Here is a 20,486-nt window from a genome sequence, read left to right as displayed (position 1 = left end):
TCCGATGCTGAACGGCTTGCGTGTCCTTTGCGGAATCAGGAGACTGCGTTGACAGTGCGCAGTCGCCCGATCACCCTAGGAGATGTGTTGCTTCGGATCCTGGTCGCCGAGCACCTGCCGCTGGTACGGCGGGGCCTGGTCGCCTCGCTCGGCGCTGAGGCCGATCTCGAGGTCGTCGCCGAGGTCGGCAACGGCCAGGACATCGTCCCCGCGGCTCTGGAGCACGATCCCGACGCCGCCGTCGTCGACCTCGACCTGCCCGGCCTCGACGGGCTGAGCGCCGCCGCCCGCCTGCGGGAGGAGGTGCCGGGGTGCAGGGTGCTGATCCTGTCGGCCCAACCCAATCCCGGCCAGGTGCGCAGGGCGTTCGAGGCGCACGCGGTCGGCTTCATGAGCCTCGACGTGGCGCCGGAGCGGCTGGCCGAGGGCCTGCGCGCCATGGGCGCCGGAGGCAGGGCGGTCGACTCCGAGCTGGCGGTGGCGGCGCTGGAGTCGGCCGCCAACCCGCTGACCCCGCGCGAGCTCGACGTGCTGCGGGTCGCCGCGGGCGGCGCCCGCTCCACGGAGATCGCCGGTGAGCTGTTCCTCTCGGTGGGCACGGTCCGCAACCACCTGTCGCGGATCATGTGCAAGACCGGCGCTCGCAACCGGCTCGACGCGGTGCGCATCGCCAGCGACTCGGGCTGGCTGTAGCGACGCCGTCCAGCCGCCTGCCCGCCGGTCGTGCGTGGCGAGCAGGCGGTCTGACTCGGCCGAGCCCCGGTGGAACCGCGCCGCTCCTCCGGGACCCGGGCTCATGGGGGTCAGCAGGGAGTCTCGCTCCCCAGCCCCTGCGAATCGAGCAGTGTCAGGTGCGGCCGTTCCGTCGCGGCGGCCGAGGGCATGAACGGCAGCGTCACGGGCTCCTCGTGCAGCGCCGTGGCGACCGCGAGCAGCACGCCCGCCGTTCCCGTGGCCAGGTCCATGGACAGGCGCAACAGCCGCTCTCCGGGGAAGGCGAGATGGGCGTGGTAGCGCACCGCGTGGCAGCCGAGCCCGCGCAGCTGCGTCTCGATCTCGGGATCGTCGGCGCGCTGCCTGGCCAGGTAGGCCAGCAGGCCCGCCCGCCCGGCGAACAGGCCCGGCTGGAAGGAGAACGGCGCGCGCGCCGCCCGGTCGAGCACGCCGTAGGCGCGCAGGAGGTCGTCGTCGAGCCGCCACCTGAGGTACTCCCCCAGCACCCAGGCCAGCCCCGCGCCGCCGCTGTCGAGGTGCGGAGAGGCGTCCTCAGCGGCCCTCCTGCGGCGCAGGTCGCGCCGCAGGGCGGTCTCCGCCAGGTCGAGCAGCCTGGACTCGCGGGTGCGCTCGTGCATGCGCAGCAGGAAGAGGGCCGGGCCGGCCGAGCCGTACATCAGGCCGGTGGGCGGGCCCACGGGAGCTGTCTCCTCGGCGGCCAGCCGGCTGGCGACCAGATCGGCCACGTCGTAGGCGCGCAGGAGCAGCTGCGACTCGCCGGTGACGTCGGCCAGGTGCGCCAGGTTGAGGCCGATGCCGGCCAGCCCTCCGTACAGGTCGAGCCCGAGTGACTCCCATCGCCGGCCCGACGCGAGCTGCACCAGGTCGAGGGCCTCGGCCTGCCTGCCGAGGCGGGTCAAGGCGTGGGCGATGCCGTGGAGGCCGTCGTAGAAGCCGAGCCTGCCGCCTTCGGGCGGGCGCATCGCCCGCTCGGCCAGCCAGCGCTCGTGCTCGGGGAAGCGGCCCGAGCCCGACAGCTCGAGCGCCAGCAGCACGCCCGCCGCGCCGTGGGCGAGGTTGAGCCCGCCGGTGGCGAACTGGGCGATGTCGCCGGGGAAGAGCCTGTCGTCGCGCTCGGGGGTGGCCGACGACAGGATCGCCAGCGTCATCGACCTGCGCAGCCGCTGCCAGCGCTCGGGGTCGGGCAGCGTGGCGGAGTACCAGGCGGGAATGTGCGCGCCAGGGACGCGCTTGGCCCGCCGGACACCGGTGATGGTGCGCACCGCCTCGTCGAGGAAGCCGTCGGGGACGGGGAACTCCTCGCGGATGAGGTCGGCCAGCTCGGCCGCCTTGAACCTGTCGATGCGCAGCAGCTCGGTCACCGGCAGGAACAGCGCGAGGCGCAGGCAGGCCAGCGCGTAGTGATCGACGTCGGCCCCCGTCACGCCCTCGGGGACGGCGAAGGCCGCGCCGCCCGCCTCGTCGAACGGCACGGCCATCTCGTAGTCGACGAGCGCGATGCCGCCGTCGGGCCTGACGATGACGTTGCCGGGGTGGAGATCGCCGAAGACGAGGCCGCGCGCGTGGATGGCGGACACGGCCGCCTCCACCCGGGCGCACAGGTCGAGCGCCCACGCCGTGTGCGCGGCGGCGCGGCCGTCGCGGGAGAGCCTGGCGAGCGGCGTGCCCGTGATGTGCTCCAGCACCAGGACGCGGTGGTCGCCCGCGGTGAGGTCGCCCAGCAGCGCGGGCACCGCGTCGAGGCCCGCCAGCCGGGTCAGCGCCGCGCGCTCGCGCTCCAGCCTGGTCACCGCGTCGGCTCCGCTCGCGTCGAGCCCCGCGTGCGGCCTGGCCTCCTTGAGCACCACCCGCCGGCCCGTGCGCGCGTCTCGGGCCAGGTGGACGCCGCCTCCGCGGGTGGTGTGCAGCACCGCCTCGACCGTGTACGGCAGGCCGTCCAGGACGTCGGCCCGCCCCGCCTCGAGGTGGGGCCTGAGGACGGCGGGCAGCCCCACCCAGGAAGGGACGACGAACCCGGGGCCCTGCCACTCGGGCATCAGGGTTCCGTCGAGATCGGCGATGGCGGTTTCGAGACGGCCGTCGGGCCCCGTGCAGTGGCGTTCGGCGAAGGCGCCGTAGCGCACGTGCAGCGGCCCTGCGCCGATGCGCAGGCCGCCCGGGACGGACGGGCCCCGCACGCCGTCGAGGAGCGCGCCGAGCTCGGTGAGTGCCCGCTCCAGCTGGGCCTCGTCGGCGGGGTAGAGGGTGGCCAGCTCGCCGCCCGCGCCGCCCGCGTGCTTGGCGTTGCGCAGGTGGAGGACGTGCTCGCCGCGCAGGAACGAGAAGGCCAGTCCGGTTCGCACGCAGTAGAGCCACACCGTGTCCATCACGAGGGCCGCGTTGTCGGGCCGGGCGGAGATGTGGATCTTCCAGCCCTGCTCGGGAAGCCCGGCCTCGACGGGGCGCAGCGCCACCAGCTCGCCCTGCTCGGTTCTGGTCCAGCCGTGAGGAGCGGGCCGGCCGGTGTGGACGAGGTCGGCGGCGCCGTCGGTCACCGGTGAGTCGTAGAACACGGGGTCGACGAGGCAGTAGAGCTCATACCGGTTGTCCACGTCCTGAGAATCTCAAGCCTGATCCACAGCCAGACAGTGACTCAGCTCACGATCTGGCCATGTCATTCGTCATGGTCGCCAGATGAGCACGAGCGCGCAGTCGTCGTTGTGGCCCGAGGCCATCGAGTTGACCAGGGCTCTGGCTCCGTCGCGAAAGCCCAGGGGCAGCAGCCTGTCGGCCTCGCCGAGGAGCCTGTCGAGCCCCGCGTCGATGTCGCGGCCCGGCTGCTCGATCAGGCCGTCGGTGTAGAGCAGCAGCGCGTCGCCCTTGCGCAGTACTCCGCTGTCGGCCTCGCAGTGCAGGTCGGGCACCACGCCGAGGACCACACCCTTGGCCGAGGCGATCTCCCAGTTGCCGGTGCCCGCGTCGAGCTTCACGACGGGCGGATGCCCGGCCGAGGTGATCGTGTATGCGCCCGTGGCCAGATCGAGGCGCAGGTGGACGGCCGTGACGAAGCCCTCGTCACCGCGCTGGCGGTGCAGGTAGGAGTTGCACGCCTGCAGGAAGTCGTCGACCGAGCCGAGCAGCCCGCCGAACGTGCCGGACAGCAGCAGTGCCCTGGTGCCCGCGTCGACGCCCTTGCCCGAGACGTCGACCAGCGCGAGCTCCAGCTGGTCGCCGTCGCGCATGGAGACCAGGAAGTCGCCGCCGAAGGAGGAGCCGCCCGCCTGCTTGAGCACGACCTTGGCGCCCCAGTCCTTGGGCAGCGGGGGCAGCTCGCTCTGACTCTTGAGCCTGTCGCGTAGCTCCAGCAGCATCGCGTCGCCGCGCAGCCCCTGGACGCCCAGCTTGCCGCGGGTGCGGGCCATGAGCGCCGCTAGGACCGCGGTGAAGCCGATGGTGACCATGAGCCCGAGGCCGATCCTGTTGACCCCGAGGACCGCTCCAATGTAGGCGAGCGCGGTCAGCACGCACATCAGCAGCATCGCGAGACTGCGCAGGCGCAGTTGCAGTCCGCCGACGAGGGTGATCAGGATGAGCAGCGAGGGCGAGAACCACTCGGTGGACACCCGCGCCGCCAGTCCGCCGATCAGCAGCGTCAGCACGCCCAGGGTGATCAGCAGGTTGCGGTCCCTGGCCAGCGGACCCCGCCGCAGGAACCTGACAACAGGCACCAAACCCGGCACCTTGACAAGCAACGCACGGAGCCGTGGCGGGATGAGCGGCGCCGGACGTGAACTCATGATGCGCTCGACTGTATCGGTCTCTCACTGGTTTGGGCAGCCCACTTGACCAACGCCTTGATCACTAAGAACGGATATTGGGTGGCCCTCCCCCTTTGCCCGCTCCTACCGTGGACGGATGAGCTATCCGATCCGCCCCATCTCGGAAGACGAGTGGACGTCGTTCAGCGGCGTGCTCGCCGAAGGCTTCAACTGGACCCCGCACCCGACCCAGGCAGAGCGCTGGAAGGCCAACACCGAGTTCGACAGGACGCTCGCCGCCTTCGACGGAGACGTCATCGCCGGGGTCACCGGCATCCACAGCTTCACGATGACCGTGCCGGGCGGGCAGCTGCCCGTGGCGGGCGTGACCGCGGTCAGCGTCCTTCCCTCCCACCGCCGCCGCGGCATCCTCTCCCACCTGATGCACCGCCAGCTCGCCGACATCCGCGAGCGCGGCGAGGCCGTGGCCGCGCTCTACGCCTCCGAGGCGGTCATCTATGGCCGGTTCGGCTACGGCAGGGCCTCCGACGGACTGTCCGTCCGCATCCCCAAGCACGGCTCGGCGTTCGTCGCGGGCGCGCCGGTGGACCCGGCGCTCAGGATCACCGTGGCCAAGCCCGCCGACGTCAGGTCCACGCTGGAGGAGGTCTACGAGTCGCTCGTGGCCGAGCGCCCCGGCCAGTACCGGCGCAACGAGCACTTCTGGACGGGCGTCCTGGCCGACGAGGAGTTCGACCAGGAGGGCGCGGGCGCCCTGCGCTGCGTCTTGGCCGAGGACGCCGACCGGGTGCGCGGCTACGCGCTGTTCAGGGTCAAGTCCATGTGGGGCGACAACGGCCAGCCCGACGGCGAGCTGCACCTGCGCGAGCTCTACGCCACCGACGCCGCCGCCCACGCGCTGCTGTGGCAGTCGGTGCTCAACCGCGACCTGGTCAGCAAGGTCACGGCGGGGCGCCCCGTGGACGATCCGATCACGCAGCTGCTGGCCGACGTCCGCCATCTCAACGCCTCGTGGGGCGACGAGCTGTGGGTGCGCCTGGTCTCGGTCGACGCGGCGCTGAGCGCCCGCGCCTACGCCGCGCCCGTGGACGTGGTGCTGGAGGTGGCCGACGACGTCTGCCCGTGGAACGAGGGTCGCTGGCGGCTCACCGCCGACACCGCCTCGGTCTCGTGCAAGCCGACCGACGAGGCCCCCGACGTGTCGCTGCAGGTAGCCGCGCTGGGCGGCGCCTATCTCGGCGCCGGCGCGCTGGAGGCGCAGCGCGCCGCGGGGCTGCTGACCGAGCACAGGGCGGGCGCAGTCCGCGCCCTGGCCGCGGCCATGTCCTGGTCCCCCGCCCCGTGGGCCGGCAACGTCTTCTGACCTGTCTCCGGTGTACCTGTCTCCGGTGCGGCTGTTTCCGGTGCATCTGTTTCCGGTGCATCTGGTTCCGGTACATCTGGTTCCGGTACATCTGGTTCCGGTACATCTGTTTTCTGGTGCGCCTGGTTCCCGTACACCAGGTTCCCGTACGGCAAGCCGGTCCGGCGCCTCCGCGGTCACATGGTCCCCTCCACCGCGGGCGCGCCGCCCAGCAGGACTTCGCTCCCCGCCGTCACGGCGTACAGTCGAGGTCATGGCGCTCCAGAGCTTGCAGATCACGGCGATCACCGCGATGCGGGCGAGAGACGTGTCGAAACCGTCGCAGGAGCAGCAGGAGGCCGCCGACCGGCGACCGCTGCGCGACGAGACGCCGCGCCGCGAGGCCAGGTCGCGGGACGAGAGTCCGCGCAGGGACGGCCGTCCGCGCGATGAGGGTTCACGCAGGGAGGGCCGCCCGCGGGTGGAGGGTTCGCGCCGCGATACCCGCCGCAAGCCATGACCCACAAGCCGTGACCCGCCGCGGGGCCGGACGGCCATCGCGCGGCGAGTGACAGGACAGCCGTCAGGCCAGCCGGCAGGGCGGCCGGACAGGCGGGCTTACGGGGCGGGGTTACGGCAGGGCGGGGTTACGGCAGGGCGGGCAGCTGGCCGATGGTCTCGTAGGAGGACAGCTGCGCGATGCGGCGGCTGTGGCGTGCCGCGCCCGAGAAGGCGGTGCCGAGGAAGACCTCGACGAACCTGGTCGCCTCCTCCTGGGTGTGCATGCGTGCGCCCACGCTGACGATGTTGGCGTTGTTGTGCTCGCGCGCCAGCTGCGCCGTCTCCTCGCTCCACGCCAGGGCCGCGCGGATGCCGCGCACCTTGTTGGCGGCGATCTGCTCGCCGTTGCCCGAGCCGCCGATCACGATGCCGAGGCTGCCGGGGTCGCCCGCGACCCCCTCCGCCGCGCGCAGCACGAAGGCGGGGTAGTCGTCCTCGGCGTCGTAGACGAACGGACCGCAGTCGGTCACCTCATGGCCGTGGTCCTTCAACCAGGTGGCAAGGTGGTTCTTCAGCTCATAGCCGGCATGGTCGGCACCGATGTAGACACGCACGCGTCCAGTCTCTCAGGTCCCTGGGGCGCGCTCGACTGTGGTCCCACGGTAGGGTAAGTGGCTCCGGCCAACCTCAGTCCTTACAGGAGTAGACGGCCCCATGCGCGAGATCCGCTACATCGGCGACCCGGTGCTGCGCACCCCAGCCGAGCCTGTCGTCGACTTCGACCGCGAGCTGCGCAAGCTGATCGACGAGATGTTCGACGCGATGTACGCCGCCGACGGCGTCGGCCTGGCCGGACCGCAGATCGGCGTGTCGCGCCGGCTGTTCGTCTACGACTGCAGCGGGCGCAAGGGCCACCTGATCAACCCGGTGCTCACCGTCGACGACCCCGAGGTGGTGCTCGACGAGGAGGGCTGCCTCTCGGTCCCGGGACGCGACACGGGCAAGCCGCTCTACGCGTCCACCCCGAGGGCGGCGGGCGTGTGCATCGAGGGGATGGACAGGCTCGGCAGGAAGGTCAAGCTCAGGGCCCGCGGACTGCTGGCGCGCTGCTTCCAGCACGAGACCGACCACCTCGACGGCACGCTCTACGTCGACCACCTGCCGAAGAACGAGGCTCGCCGCATTCTCCAGCGCACGCCCTGAACCGGTCGCCCAGGTTGGCCGCATGGGAGTTCTGAACGGCCGCGCCACGGGCGGGCTGATCCTCTAGCGGTCAGAGCTGGAGCGACTTGATCTCGAAGTACTCCTCGAGGCCGTGCTCGCCCAGCTCTCTGCCGATGCCCGAGTGCTTGTAGCCGCCGAAGGGCGCCTGCGGGTTGAACGGGCCTCCGTTGATCGAGACCTGTCCGGTCCGCAGGCGTCTCGCCACCGCGACCGCCCGTTCCTGCGTGCCCGCCCACACCGCGCCCGCCAGGCCGTAGCGGGTGCCGTCGGCGATCTGCACCGCCTGGTCCTCGCTGGTGTAGGGGATGATCGACAGGACGGGGCCGAAGATCTCCTCCTGCTCGATCGTCATCCCGGGCTCCACGCCCGCGAAGATCGTGGGCTCGATGAAGTAGCCGCGCTCGATCGGCGGCTCGGTGCCGCCGATGATGAGGCGCGCGCCCTCCTCCTGGCCGGTGTTGATGTAGCGGACCACCCGGTCGCGCTGCGCGGCGGAGACGAGCGGGCCCAGCCTGGTCGCCTCGTCGAAGGGGTCGCCGATGGTGTACTTGCGGGCCGCCTCGACCGCGAGGCCCACCGCCGTGTCGTACTGGTCGCGGTGGACGATCATCCGCGACCAGGCCGAGCAGGTCTGGCCGGAGTTGACGAAGGCGTTGGCGACGCCCGCCTTCACCGCGCTCGTGAGATCGGCGTCGGGCAGGATGAGGTTGGCCGACTTGCCGCCCAGCTCGAGCGCCACCCGCTTGACGCTCTCGGCGGCCAGCGCCGCCACGCGCCTGCCCGCCCTGGTCGAGCCCGTGAAGGAGACCATGTCGACCTCGGGGTGGGTGGCCAGCGCCTCGCCGACCACCGGCCCCCTGCCGCTGATCAGGTTGAACACACCGCGCGGCAGGCCGACGTCGTGGAAGATCTCGGCGAGCGCGTAGGCGGCCAGCGGCGCCACCTCGCTCGGCTTGAGCACCACCGTGCATCCCGCGGCCAGCGCGGGCGCGACCTTGCAGATGATCTGGTGCAGGGGGTAGTTCCACGGGGTGATCGCGGCGACCACGCCCACGGGCTCCTTCACCACGAGGGAGTTGCCGATCCTGGACTCTCGCGGGTGCGACTCGGCCAGCTGCGCGTAGGAGGCGAGGACGCCGGCGGGCATGAGCGTCTGCACCTTGAGCGCGAAGCCGTACGGCGCGCCCATGTCGGTGGCGATCGTCCTCGCGACGCTCTCGGCCCGCTCCTTCAGCAGGTCGGCGGCGGCGGCCAGCAGTTTGCCGCGCTCGGCGGGGGCCATGGCGGACCAAGAGGGGAAGGCCGCGCGGGCGAAGAGCACCGCCGCCTCCGCGTCATCAGGGGCGCCCGCGGGAACTCTGTCGATCGTCTCCTCGGTGGCCGGGTTGACGACGTCGATGCCCTCGCCCGAGACCGAGGCGGTCCACGCCCCGTTGATATAGAGATGACGCATGGTCCCCATCCTTGCGCGTCGAAGGTCACAAAGCGAGTGGCCGGCGCGTCACGCGGGGTGCCTGCCGTACCACCGCAACTCTGTCGCCTCCTCAAGAGGGTACGGCGAAGCGCCGCGGTTGGGGTGAGATGTCCGAGATCGTGGTCAAGCGGCGGGTCAGGACGGCGATCCCCCAGGGAGCGGCCCCGCAAGGGGATCGACGTCCTTGGCCGGGCCCGTCAGTCGAAGACGGGGCGGCGGGTGCGGGAGCGCTTGAGCTCGAAGAAGTCGTCGAAGGCGGCCACGGTGCGCACGCCGTCCCAGAGGCGGCCCGCGTCCTCACCGCGAGGGATCCTGGTCAGGACGGGCCCGAAGAAGGCGACGCCCTCGACCTGGATCACCGGGGTGCCGACTTCCTGGCCGACCAGGTCGATGCCGCGCGCGTGCGACTCCCTGACGGCCTCGTCGTGGTCGGTGGAGTCCATGGCGTCGGCCAGCTCCCTGTCGAGACCCGCGGCCACCAGGGCGTCACCGATCGTGTCCCTGATCGTGGGGCCCTCCTTGGGCCTGCCCTCGTTGTGGAACCGGGTGCCGAGCTCGGTGTAGAGCGGGCCGACGACGTGCTCGCCGTACTTCTGGGCCGCGGCGGCGACGACCCGCACCGGGCCGATCGCGCCGGCCAGCATCTCGCGGTAGGAGTCGGGGATGTCCTTGTCCTCGTTGAGCACGGTCAGGCTCATGATGTGCCAGCGGGGTTCGATGGGGCGCACCTGCTCGACCTCCACCAACCAGCGTGAGGTGATCCAGGCGAAGGGACAGAAAGGGTCGAACCAGAGGTCTACAGGGGTTCGTTCGGCCATGGGTGCGGTTCCCTCGTTCGTGATGACCTTGCCGTCGGCCATAACCTGAGTGAGAGTCAGGACTATTCCTGGCGTGGCAGGATTCAGACAAAACCCCAAAGATGTGGTGAAGAGGAGCGGATCTTGGCAGGCAACCTGACCCGTGACGAAGCTCGCGAGCGGGCCCGGCTGTTGAAGGTCGAGTCGTACGACGTCAAGCTCGACCTGACGGAGGGTGAGGAGCGGTTCGAGAGCGTCACGACCGTTCGCTTCTCCGCCGCGGAGCCCGGCGCGACGACGTTCATCGACCTGCACGGCGCGCACGTGCGCTCGATGGAGCTGAACGGGGTCACGCTCGACGTGGCCGCCTATGACGAGGACAAGGGAAGGTTCCCGCTGCCGGGGCTGGCGGCGGAGAACGTGCTGGTCGTCGACGCCGACTGCGCCTACATGCGCACGGGCGAGGGCCTGCACAGGTTCGTCGACCCCGAGGACCAGAAGGTCTACCTGCACACGCAGTTCGAGACGGCCGACGCCCACCGGATGTACGCCTGTTTCGACCAGCCCGACCTGAAGGCGACGTTCGAACTGACCGTGATCGCGCCGGCCGACTGGGAGGTCGTCTCCAACGCCGCCGCCGACACGGTGGAGGAGTTGGCCGCCCACCAGGGCCGCCACGGCACGGCGCAGGCGGCCAAGCGCCACCACTTCGCGCCCACGGCGCCCATCTCGACCTACATCACCGCGCTGGTGGCCGGCGGCTACCACAAGGTGACCTCCGAGCACGACGGCATCCCGCTGGGCGTCTACTGCCGCGCCTCGCTGGCCGAGCACCTCGACGCCGACAACATCTTCGAGCTGACCCGCCAGGGCTTCGACTTCTTCCACAAGGTCTTCGGCGTCCGCTACCCGTTCGGCAAGTACGACCAGCTGTTCGTGCCGGAGTTCAACGCGGGCGCGATGGAGAACGCGGGCTGCGTCACCTTCCTCGAGGACTACGTCTTCCGCTCCCGCGTGACCGACGCCATCGTCGAACGCCGCGCCGAGACGATCCTGCACGAGATGGCGCACATGTGGTTCGGCGACCTGGTCACCATGCGCTGGTGGGACGACCTGTGGCTGAACGAGTCGTTCGCCACCTACGCCTCGGTGCTGTGCCAGGCCGAGGCCACCCGCTGGGGCAAGGGCGCCTGGACCACGTTCGCCAACGTGGAGAAGGCCTGGGCCTACCGCCAGGACCAGCTGCCCTCGACCCACCCGATCGCCGCCGACATCCCCGACATGCAGGCGGTCGAGGTCAACTTCGACGGCATCACCTACGCCAAGGGCGCCTCGGTGCTCAAGCAGCTGGTGGCCTACGTCGGCCTCGACAACTTCCTGGCCGGCGTGCGCGACTACTTCAACGAGCACGCCTGGGGCAACACCGAGCTGAAGGACCTGCTCACCGCGTTGGAGCGGACCAGCGGCCGCGACCTGTCGTCCTGGTCGAAGGAGTGGCTGGAGACCTCGTGGGTCAACACGCTGCGCCCGTCCTTCACCGTCGACGCCGAGGGCCGTTTCGAGAGCTTCGAGGTGCTGCAGGAGGCTCCGGCCGAGTACCCGACGCTGCGCTCGCACCGCGTCGCCGTCGGCCTGTACTCCCTGGTCGACGGCGCGCTGACCAGGACCAAGCGGGTCGAGCTCGACGTGGTGGGCGCCCGTACGGCGGTGGCCGAGCTGGTCGGCGAGACCCAGCCCGACCTCGTCCTGATCAACGACGACGACCTGACCTACGCGAAGATCCGCCTCGACGAGCGCTCGCTGGCCACGCTGGTGGGCGGCGGCATCTCGCGGTTCGCCGAGTCGCTGCCGCGCGCCCTGTGCTGGTCGGCGGCGTGGGACATGACCCGTGACGCCGAGATGGCCACCCGCGACTACGTCAAGCTGGTCATCTCCGGCATCGAGACCGTCAAGGACATCACGGTCGTGCAGACCGTGCTGCGCCAGGCCCGCCAGGCCGTGCAGCAGTACGCCGACCCCGCGTGGCAGGCCGAGGGCCTGGCCCAGCTCGCGGCGGCGCTGAAGTCGTGGATCGGCTCCGCCGAGCCCGGCTCCGACCACCAGCTCGCCTACGTCAACGCCTTCTGCGCGGTGGCCACCTCCACCGAGGACCTGGCCTTCGTGAAGGGCGTCCTCGACGGCACCTCGGCGCCCGAGGGGCTGGCCGTCGACGCCGACCTGCGCTGGACGCTGACCCACGCGCTGGTCTCCGGCGGGGTGCTCGGCGCCGCCGACATCGACGCCGAGCTCAAGCGCGACGCGACCGCCTCAGGCGAGCGCTCGGCGGCGCTGTGCAGGGCCGCCATCCCCACCGCCGAGGCCAAGGCCGAGGCGTGGGCGGCGATCACCGGCGGCAAGCTGGCCAACGCCATCTTCCGCCCCACGATCGCCGGGTTCCAGGACCCGCACCACGTGGAGCTGCTCCGGCCGTACAAGGAGAAGTACTTCTCCGAGGTCGGGCGCGTCTACGAGGAGTGGACGTTCGACATGGCGCAGAGCTTCGCGGTCGGCTGCTTCCCCGCCCTGCTGATCGAGGAGGAGACGGTGCGGGCGGCCGAGGAGTACCTGGCCGCCTCCGGCGCGCCTCAGGCGCTGCGGCGGATGGTCCTGGAGGGCGCCGACGGCGTGAGCCGCGCGCTGCGCGCCCGCGCCAAGGACGCCTCCTGACCTAGCCGAAGGCAAGGCCCCCGCCCGGTTCCGGGCGGGGGCCTTGTTTTGTTTCAGGACGGTTTCGGAGTCTTGACACCGGGATGCCCGGGGTCTCATATTTTCACCACTAACTTTATTTCCAAAGAAAGTCCGGTCCCTGTATGGCAGGCAGTGATCGCGGCGACCTGACCAGGACGGCGATTCTCGCCCTTCTTGGCACGGTCGGTCCGCTCAGCCGTACCGAAATCGCCCGCGAGCTCGACCTCAGCCCCGCCTCCGTCACCCAGGTGACCCGCGAGCTGATGGGCCACGGCATGCTGGAGGAGCTCGACCTGAAGCCCTCGCGCGGCGGCCGTCCCGCGCAGCGGCTCGGCCTGGTGGGCAGCGCGGGGCGCGCCCTCGGGATCAAGGTGACGGCCGACCACCTGGTGATCGTCGATGTCCGGCTGGACGGCGAGGTGCTGGGCTCCTGGGAGCGGCCCTTCGACCCGTCCTCGCCGCACGCGCTCGACGACCTCGTCAGGACGGTCGCCGAGGTGGTCGCCCAGATCGACGAGGCTCCCCCACTGCTCGGCATCGGCGTCGGCGTGCCCGGCAGCGTGGACGACCAGGCTGTCGGCACGGTCAACGCGCCGACGCTCGGCTGGCAGGCGATGCCGGTGGGCGAGCGGCTGCGCCGCAGCCTCAGCCTCCCTGTGCTGGTGGAGAACGACGTCAACGCCCTGGCCGCCGCCGAGCGCCTGTACGGCAGGGGCCGCACGCACCGCGACTTCCTGGTCCTGACGATCGGGCGGGGCGTCGGCGCCGCCATCGTGATGGACGGGCGCGTGTACCGGGGCGCGAGGGGCGGCGCGGGCGAGTTCGGCCACGTGCCCGTCGACCCCTCGGGCCCGAGGTGCGGATGCGGGACGGCCGGCTGCCTGGAGGCGTTCGTCGGCTCGGCGGGGCTCGTGACGGCGGCCAGGGCGAAGGGCCTCCTCGTCGAGCCCTCCCCCGTCACACCCTCCCCCGACAAAACCCCAGACGAAGTCCCACAGGCACCCGGGCGCCGGTCCGTCCCCCAAAAGACCCCACCCGAAACCGGGGGGCCGGACTCGTGGGCCGGGCTGGCCGGGGATCCCGGGGCGCGGGCGGCGGTGGACGCGCTCGGCAGGGCGGCCGCCGCGGGCGACAGGGCCGCGCAGGACGTCTTCGACGAGGCGGGCAGGATCCTCGGCCGCGCCACCGCGGGCCTGATCAACGTGGTCGACCCCGAGGTCGTGGTGATCCTCGGCGAGGGCGTCGCCAACTGGCCGTTCTGGCAGGTCGGCTTCGACCGGGCGGTCCGCGCGCAGCTCATGCCGGGACGGCGCGACATCTCCATCGAGGTGGAGAGCTGGGACGAGACGAGCTGGGCCCAGGGAGCCGCGGCGCTGGTGCTGGCCACGCCGTTCGACGCGGCGGGCGCCGCGGGCGAGCAGGGCAGGCTCGTGCGCGCCAGGCTGATCGGGGCGGCGTCATGACGCTCACCGCCACCCCGCCGAGGACCAGGGCGGCGCACGCGCTCCGGCCGCCACGCCGCAGGCTGCGCTACGCGGGCACGGTCGCGGTCTTCCTGCTGCCGAGCCTGATCCCGCTGGTGCTGTTCACGCTGGTCCCGATGGCCGGCTCGCTGTGGGTCAGCCTGCACGAGTGGAACCTGATCGAGCCGATGCGCTGGGTCGGGCTCGACAACTACGGCGAGGTGCTCGCCGACCCGAAGACACGGGCCGCCTTCCTGCACACGCTGTACTTCATCGCCGGCTACCTGCCGCTCGTCTACGCCGGCGGGCTCGGCCTGGCGATGCTGCTGAACAGGGCGATGGGCGGGCGCAACCTCTTCCGCGCGATCTACTTCCTGCCGGTGATCACCAGCTGGGTCGTGGTGGCGCTGATGTGGAAGTGGCTGCTCAACCCGGCCAGCGGCATCGTGAACTGGGCGCTCGGCCTGCTCGGCGTCGAAGGCCCCGGCTGGTGGACCGACCCGACGTGGGCGATGCCGTCGATCATCCTCGCCTCGGCGTGGAAGGACCTCGGCTTCGTCATGATCATCCTGCTGGCCGGGCTGCAGGCGATCCCGAACGAGTACCACGAGGCGGCCCGGGTCGACGGCGCCTCGGCGTGGCAGCGCTTCCGCCGCATCACGCTGCCGCTGCTGTCGCCCTCGACGTTCTTCGTGGTCGTCATCTCGCTGATCAACGGCTTCCAGGTCTTCGACCAGGTGCACGTCATGACCGGCGGCGGTCCCGGCGGGGCCACCGAGGTCGTGGTCGAGCAGGTCTACCGGCTCACCTTCCAGTACGGCAGGGCGGGCGCCGCCTCGGCGCTGTCGTGGCTGCTGTTCGCCGTCGTCCTCCTGGTGACGCTGATCCAGGTCCGTGTCCAGCGCAGGTGGGTGAACTATGGGTACTGATGGGAAAAGTGCAAGCCGGCCTGCCGCTACGGTCCTGGCCACGCACTCACGGTGGGGCGGCAGGGTGGCGAGCAGGTTTCCTGTCAGTAAGGCTCTGAAGTACCTGCTGGTCGTCGGCGGCGCGCTGGTGATGCTGTTCCCGTTCGCGTGGGCGGTGATCACCTCGATCACCCCCGGCGGCAGCGTGCTGGCCGGCCCGCCCGACTTCACGCCCGAGGGGGCCAACCTCGGCGCCTACGGCAAGCTGCTCGAGGTCACGCCGTTCTGGCGGATCCTGCTGAACAGCGTGTGGATCGGCGCGGCCTCGACCATCCTGCAGCTCGTCACGAGCGCGATGGCCGCCTACGCCTTCGCCAGGCTGCCCTTCCCCGGCAGGGGCGCGCTGTTCGCCGTCTACCTGGCGACGCTGATGGTGCCGCTGCAGGTGCTGATCGTGCCGCTGTTCATCGAGATGCGGACCTTCAACCTCATCGACACCTACTTCGCGGTCCTCGCCCCGACCATCGCCTCGGCGTTCGGCGTCTTCCTGCTGCGGCAGGCGATCGCGCAGGTGCCGAAGGAGTTCGACGAGGCGGCGGTGCTGGACGGCGCCGGACATTTCCGGATTTTTGCGCTCATTGTGGTGCCGCTGATCAGGCCCGCGCTGGCCACCTTCGCCATCTTCGGCTTCATGGCCAGCTGGAACAGCTACCTGTGGCCGCTGGTGATCATCAAGTCGCCCGAGTTCATGACGCTCCCGCTCGGCCTGGCCGAACTGCACGGCCGCTTCACCACCGAGTGGAACGTCGTCATGGCCGGATCGGTGGTCAGCGTGGTGCCGATCCTCATCCTCTATCTCTTCGCGCAGAAGCACGTCATCGCCTCAGTCGCCCAGTCCGGGCTCAAGTAAAGGATCACCCCCATGACCAAGAGCACAAGGCTCGCCGCCGCGGCCCTGGCCACCGCCGTCCTCGCCACCGCCTGCTCGCAGGGCTCGGCGACCAGGGACACCTCCACCGCCGAGGGCGGCAAGGTGACACTGCGGTACTTCACCTTCTCGGCCGCGCCCGACCACGTGAAGGACCTCGACACGATCGTCGCCGCCTTCGAGAAGGAGAACCCGAAGGTGGACGTGGTCGTCGAGACCGCGCCGTACGACCAGTACTTCACCAAGCTGCAGACCAGCATCGCCGGCGGCACCGCGCCCGACACCTTCGAGCTCAACTACGAGAACTTCGTCACCTACGCCAGCGCCGGCTCGCTGCTCGACCTGGGTTCGGTGGCGGGCGACTCGGCCCCCTCCGGCTACGCCCAGGAGTCGCTCGAGGCCTTCAAGCACGCGGGCAAGCAGTACGCGCTGCCGGCCTCCTTCTCCACCGTCGTGCTCTTCTACAACAAGGAGCTGTTCAAGAAGGCGGGGGTCGCCGAGCCGACCGCCTCCTGGACCTGGAAGGACGAGCAGGCCGCGGCGGAGAAGCTGACCGACAAGAAGGCGGGCGTCTTCGGCGACTTCCAGCCGGTGCAGTTCTTCGAGTTCTACAAGACGCTCAAGCAGGCGGGCGGCGAGTTCCTGTCCGCCGACGGCAAGAAGTCGACGTTCAACAGCCCCGAGGGGATCAAGGCGGCCACCTGGCTGGTCTCCAAGGTCGGCAAGACGATGCCGACGGAGGCGGAGATCGGCGGCACCGCCGACTACGACACCAACCTGTTCAAGTCGGGCAAGCTCGCGATGTGGCACAACGGCATCTGGCAGTTCGCAGGCCTCAAGGACGTGCCCTTCGAGTGGGACGTCGTCGTCGAGCCCGGTGACGCGGCCAAGGCCAGCGCGGTCTTCCACAACTCCGTGGCCGCCTCCACGACGACCAGGCACGGCAAGGAGGCCTACGCGTGGGCCAAGTTCCTGAGCTCGTCGAACGTCGCGGCCACCACGCGGATCACGTCGTCGTGGGAGCTGCCGCCCGTCTCCGACCAGGCGGTGCTGGACGGCTACCTCAAGGACCCCAAGCCCGCCAACAGGCAGGCGGTCTTCGACTCGCTGAAGTCGATCGCGCTGCCCCCGGTGATCAAGAGGCAGCAGGAGATGCAGGACGCCGTCACCCAGGAGCTCTCCAACGCCGCCGCCGGGCGCGTGTCGGTCGAGGAGGCGCTCAAGTCGGCCGCCACCAAGGTCGACGCCCTCCTCGGCTGACCCCGGCTCCCGCCGGAACCAGCTGACCCCGGCTCCCGCCGTACCGAAGCAGCAGTCAACTCACCAGGAGATCTGACCAAGTGATCGTAGGAAGCGACCTGGCGCGGGCGCAGCTCGTGTCGCGCAGTGTCGATGTGATCAGCACGCATCAGTCGCCCTCGGGGGCCTACCCGGCGTGTCCCACCTTCTCGGCCTACCGCGGCTATGCCTGGCTGCGGGACGGCGCGTTCATCGCCGAGGGCATGAGCCGCGCGGGCGAGGTCGAGGGGGTGACCGCCTTCCACGAGTGGTGCGCGGGAGTGATCGGCGCCAGGCGGGCCCAGGTGGATTCGCTCGTCGAGCGGACCGCGAACGGCGAGAGCGTCTCCCCCGCCGAGATGTTGCCCACCAGGTTCACGCTGGAGGGCGGCGACGGCACCGACGAGTGGTGGGACCACCAGCTCGACGGCTACGGCACCTGGCTCTGGGCGCTGGCCGAGCACACCGTCCGGCACGGCGTGGCGGTGCGGGGAGCCGAGCGCGCGGTCAGGGTGGCGGCCACGTACCTGTCGTGGTTCTGGGACCAGCCCTGCTACGACTGGTGGGAGGAGCACGTCGACCAGCGGCACGTCTCGACGCTCGGCGCCATCCACGCCGGCCTGCGGGCGGCGCTCGGCACCGGCCTGCTCGACGAGACCGAGGCCAAGGCCGCCGCCGAGGCGGTCGAGGGCATCGCCGCGCTGGTCGAGGCGGAGGGCGTGGCGCCCGGCGGCCACCTGCGCAAGTGGCTCGGCAGCGACGAGGTGGACGCCAGCCTGCTGGCGTGCGTGTACCCGTTCGGCCTCTACCCCGCGGACCACCCGGTGGCCGTGGCCACGGTGGCGGAGGTGGAGCGGCAGCTCGCCCACGAGGGCGGCGTCCACCGCTATCTCGCCGACACCTTCTACGGCGGCGGCCGCTGGGTGCTGCTGGCCGGGTTCATGGGCCTCAACCACGCGGCGGCGGGACGGCGCGAGGAGGCGCTGCGCTACCTCGACTGGATGGGCGCGCAGGCCACCGAGGCCGGCGAGCTGCCGGAGCAGGTGTCGGACGTGCTGCTCGCGCCCGGCCGGTTCGACGAGTGGCTGCAGCGATGGGGGTCGGTCGCGACGCCACTGCTGTGGTCGCACGGCATGTATCTGTGGCTCGCCGACGCGCTGGAGGTGCGCTCGTGATCCGCCATCGTCCCCACGGCTCCGGCCACCCCTACGCCGAGTCCGAGGACCAGCGGGTGCCCGTGCTGCCCATGGACGGCCAGAGCGTCGAGCTGCGGGTGCGGGCCTCGGCGAACGTCACGTCGGTGGTGTGCGACTGGCTCATGATCGGCGATCCCGTGATGGTGCTGCCGCTCAGCCGTCCCGCGGCCGAGGAGGAGAACACGAAGGTCGACGGCGGGCACCTGGCCGCGGCGCAGGCGAAGGCGGCCAGGGCCGCCTCGGGTTCGTGGTCGGTCGTGACCCCTCCGCTCGAGGCGGGGCGCCGCTACTCCTACCGCTTCCGGGGGGGCGGCCGTACCACCAGATGGTTCGAGGTGACGGCGGCGCAGTGGAGCCCGGACGGCGGGCGGCTGGTGGTCGAGGGCGGCGACCGCGTGGTGCCGGGCAGCGTCCGCTGGCTGGCCGACGGCGACGGCGTCCGCAAGGCCAGGTTCGAGCTGGAGCTGTCGCCCAGCGCGCACGTGGTCGGGTTCGGCGAGCGCTTCGACGCCGTCGACCAGCGCGGCAGACGTCTCGACGCGGTGGTGTTCGAGCAGTACAAGTCGCAGGGCGCGCACGGCCGCACCTATCTGCCGATGCCGTTGGCGCTGGTCGTCGACGGGCCGCGGAGCTGGGGCTTCCACGTGGACACCTCCCGCAGGACCTGGTACGACCTCAGCGGCGCGCGCCTGGTCGTGGAGGCCGAGGTCGAGGACGAGCTGACGCTGCGGGTGCACGAGGGCTCGCCCGCCGAGGTGCTCGATGCCTTCCTCGGCACCGTGGGTCGCCCGACCGAGCTGCCCGACTGGGTGTTCAGGCTGTGGGCCAGCGGCAACGAGTGGAACACGCAGGAACGCGTCATGGCCGAGATGGACAGGCACCGCGAGACCGACATCCCGGTCGGCGCGCTGGTCATCGAGGCGTGGAGCGACGAGACGACGTTCACCGCCTTCCGCGGCGCCGAGTACGAGCCTTCGGAGCAGCCGCACCGCCTGGCCGACTACCGCTTCCCCGAGGACGGCCCCTGGCCCGACCCCAAGGGCATGGTGGACGAGCTGCACGAGCGCGACATCAAGGTGCTGCTGTGGCAGATCCCGCTGCAGAAGATGCGGCCCCACCCCCGGCACCAGGCGGCCGTGGACGCCAGGCAGATCCTGGACAGGTGCGTCAGGGAGGTGGACGGCAGGCCGTACCGCAACCGCGGTTGGTGGTTCCCGCTGGCGCTCATGCCCGACCTGTCGCGGCAGGACGTGCGCGACTGGTGGACGGCCAAGCGCCGCTACCTGGTCGACGAGGTCGGGATCGACGGCTTCAAGACCGACGGCGGCGAGCACGCGTGGGGCCACGACCTGCGCTACGGCGACGGCCGCAGGGGCGACGCCGGCAACGGGCTGTTCCCCGTGCACTACGCCAGGGCCTTCGGCGACCTGCTGAGGAGCGCGGGCAAGGCGCCCGTGACGTTCAGCAGGGCGGGTTTCGCGGGCTCGCAGCCGCACGGCGCCTTCTGGGCCGGTGACGAGGACTCCACGTGGGAGGCCTTCCGCTCCTCGATCAGGGCCGGGATCACCGCGTCCGCGTGCGGGATCGTCTACTGGGGCTGGGACCTGGCCGGGTTCTCCGGCGACCTGCCAAGCGCGGAGCTGTACCTGCGCGCGGCGGGGACCTCGGCGTTCATGCCGATCATGCAGTACCACTCGGAGTTCAACCACCACCGCAGGCCGCTGCGGGACAGGACACCGTGGAACGTCGCCGAGCAGACCGGCGACTCCAGCGTGATCCCGGTCTTCAGGCGGTTCGCGCACCTCAGGGAGCGGCTGGTGCCCTACCTCGCCGAGCAGGCGCGGCAGGCCGTCGGGGGCGGCGCGCCGCTGATGCGCGGGCTGTTCTTCGACCACCCTGGCGACGAGGCCATCTGGTCCTATCCGTTGCAGTACAAGCTTGGCGACGCCCTGCTTGTCATCCCCGTGACCGAGCCGGGCGCCGACAAGGTGGAGGCCTACCTGCCCGAGGGTGAGTGGGTCGACGTCTGGACCGGTCTGGCTCTCGACGGCGGGCAGGTGCTCACGCTGCCCGCTCCCATCGACAGACCTCCGGTGCTCTGCGCTGCGGAGCACTGGCAGGCGCTCTCCCCCGTCTTCGCCCCCTGAAGGGAGTA

At 71.1% G+C, this 20,486-nt stretch carries 16 protein-coding genes; 11 read left to right on the top strand and 5 right to left on the bottom strand.

The window, feature by feature from the left end; all coding sequences use genetic code 11:
• Window positions 1-84: 84 nt before the first annotated feature.
• Window positions 85-693: a response regulator transcription factor gene (locus H4W81_RS02935; RefSeq protein WP_318781489.1), complete on the top strand. Its 609-nt coding sequence runs from the start codon at window positions 85-87 to the stop codon at window positions 691-693.
• Window positions 694-803: 110 nt separating this feature from the next.
• On the opposite strand, the gene lanKC is transcribed toward H4W81_RS02935, so the two are convergent.
• Window positions 804-3,326 (bottom strand): class III lanthionine synthetase LanKC, encoded by a 2,523-nt coding sequence (lanKC, locus tag H4W81_RS02930; RefSeq protein ID WP_192773353.1) that lies wholly within the window; start codon window positions 3,324-3,326, stop codon window positions 804-806.
• A gap of 69 nt (window positions 3,327-3,395) precedes the next feature.
• Window positions 3,396-4,511: a PP2C family protein-serine/threonine phosphatase gene (locus tag H4W81_RS02925; protein ID WP_192773352.1), complete on the bottom strand. Its 1,116-nt coding sequence runs from the start codon at window positions 4,509-4,511 to the stop codon at window positions 3,396-3,398.
• Between the two features lie 118 nt (window positions 4,512-4,629).
• Here H4W81_RS02925 and H4W81_RS02920 point away from each other — a divergent pair, with 118 nt between their 5' ends.
• Both H4W81_RS02920 and H4W81_RS02915 read left to right on the top strand, forming a co-directional pair.
• Window positions 4,630-5,856 (top strand): GNAT family N-acetyltransferase, encoded by a 1,227-nt coding sequence (locus H4W81_RS02920; RefSeq protein ID WP_192773351.1) that lies wholly within the window; start codon window positions 4,630-4,632, stop codon window positions 5,854-5,856.
• Between the two features lie 253 nt (window positions 5,857-6,109).
• Entirely contained in the window at window positions 6,110-6,355 is a 246-nt protein-coding gene (locus tag H4W81_RS02915) for a hypothetical protein (protein WP_192773350.1), read from the top strand.
• 127 nt (window positions 6,356-6,482) lie between these two features.
• On the opposite strand, the gene H4W81_RS02910 is transcribed toward H4W81_RS02915, so the two are convergent.
• The gene (locus tag H4W81_RS02910) at window positions 6,483-6,950 is read right to left on the bottom strand and encodes a ribose-5-phosphate isomerase (RefSeq protein WP_192773349.1); all 468 of its coding nucleotides are present in this window, start codon (window positions 6,948-6,950) and stop codon (window positions 6,483-6,485) included.
• A 100-nt stretch (window positions 6,951-7,050) separates the two neighbouring features.
• Here H4W81_RS02910 and def point away from each other — a divergent pair, with 100 nt between their 5' ends.
• On the top strand, window positions 7,051-7,539 hold the full coding sequence (gene def / locus H4W81_RS02905; RefSeq protein WP_192773348.1) for a peptide deformylase: 489 nt from the start codon (window positions 7,051-7,053) through the stop codon (window positions 7,537-7,539).
• 70 nt (window positions 7,540-7,609) lie between these two features.
• On the opposite strand, the gene H4W81_RS02900 is transcribed toward def, so the two are convergent.
• Together H4W81_RS02900 and H4W81_RS02895 are read right to left on the bottom strand one after the other, a co-directional pair.
• The gene (locus H4W81_RS02900) at window positions 7,610-9,013 is read right to left on the bottom strand and encodes an aldehyde dehydrogenase family protein (protein ID WP_192773347.1); all 1,404 of its coding nucleotides are present in this window, start codon (window positions 9,011-9,013) and stop codon (window positions 7,610-7,612) included.
• Window positions 9,014-9,231: 218 nt separating this feature from the next.
• Complete coding sequence (locus tag H4W81_RS02895; RefSeq protein ID WP_192773346.1) at window positions 9,232-9,852, bottom strand: mycothiol-dependent nitroreductase Rv2466c family protein; 621 nt, start codon at window positions 9,850-9,852, stop codon at window positions 9,232-9,234.
• A 123-nt stretch (window positions 9,853-9,975) separates the two neighbouring features.
• Between H4W81_RS02895 and pepN the strand changes: the two genes are divergently transcribed.
• The 7 genes from pepN to H4W81_RS02860 all read left to right on the top strand — a co-directional run bounded on the left by pepN (window position 9,976) and on the right by H4W81_RS02860 (window position 20,478).
• Window positions 9,976-12,537 (top strand): aminopeptidase N, encoded by a 2,562-nt coding sequence (pepN, locus tag H4W81_RS02890; RefSeq protein WP_192773345.1) that lies wholly within the window; start codon window positions 9,976-9,978, stop codon window positions 12,535-12,537.
• A 143-nt stretch (window positions 12,538-12,680) separates the two neighbouring features.
• The gene (locus H4W81_RS02885; RefSeq protein WP_192773344.1) at window positions 12,681-14,021 is read left to right on the top strand and encodes an ROK family transcriptional regulator; all 1,341 of its coding nucleotides are present in this window, start codon (window positions 12,681-12,683) and stop codon (window positions 14,019-14,021) included.
• Window positions 14,018-14,950, top strand: a complete 933-nt coding sequence (locus tag H4W81_RS02880) for a carbohydrate ABC transporter permease (RefSeq protein WP_192773343.1) — start codon at window positions 14,018-14,020, stop codon at window positions 14,948-14,950. The genes H4W81_RS02885 and H4W81_RS02880 overlap by 4 nt, the downstream gene beginning before the upstream one ends.
• A gap of 64 nt (window positions 14,951-15,014) precedes the next feature.
• Window positions 15,015-15,839 carry a carbohydrate ABC transporter permease gene (locus tag H4W81_RS02875; RefSeq protein WP_318781488.1) on the top strand — a complete coding sequence of 275 codons (825 nt, stop codon included), beginning with the start codon at window positions 15,015-15,017 and terminating at the stop codon, window positions 15,837-15,839.
• A 12-nt stretch (window positions 15,840-15,851) separates the two neighbouring features.
• Window positions 15,852-17,117: an ABC transporter substrate-binding protein gene (locus tag H4W81_RS02870; protein ID WP_192773341.1), complete on the top strand. Its 1,266-nt coding sequence runs from the start codon at window positions 15,852-15,854 to the stop codon at window positions 17,115-17,117.
• 80 nt (window positions 17,118-17,197) lie between these two features.
• Complete coding sequence (locus tag H4W81_RS02865; RefSeq protein WP_192773340.1) at window positions 17,198-18,310, top strand: glycoside hydrolase family 15 protein; 1,113 nt, start codon at window positions 17,198-17,200, stop codon at window positions 18,308-18,310.
• Complete coding sequence (locus tag H4W81_RS02860; RefSeq protein ID WP_192773339.1) at window positions 18,307-20,478, top strand: glycoside hydrolase family 31 protein; 2,172 nt, start codon at window positions 18,307-18,309, stop codon at window positions 20,476-20,478. The genes H4W81_RS02865 and H4W81_RS02860 overlap by 4 nt, the downstream gene beginning before the upstream one ends.
• The last annotated feature ends 8 nt before the right edge of the window (window positions 20,479-20,486 follow it).

It is taken from the genome of Nonomuraea africana (assembly GCF_014873535.1).
Taxonomy (GTDB): domain Bacteria; phylum Actinomycetota; class Actinomycetes; order Streptosporangiales; family Streptosporangiaceae; genus Nonomuraea; species Nonomuraea africana.
Note: the sequence above shows the minus strand (reverse complement) of the source record. Positions and strands in the feature narration are given on the sequence as shown.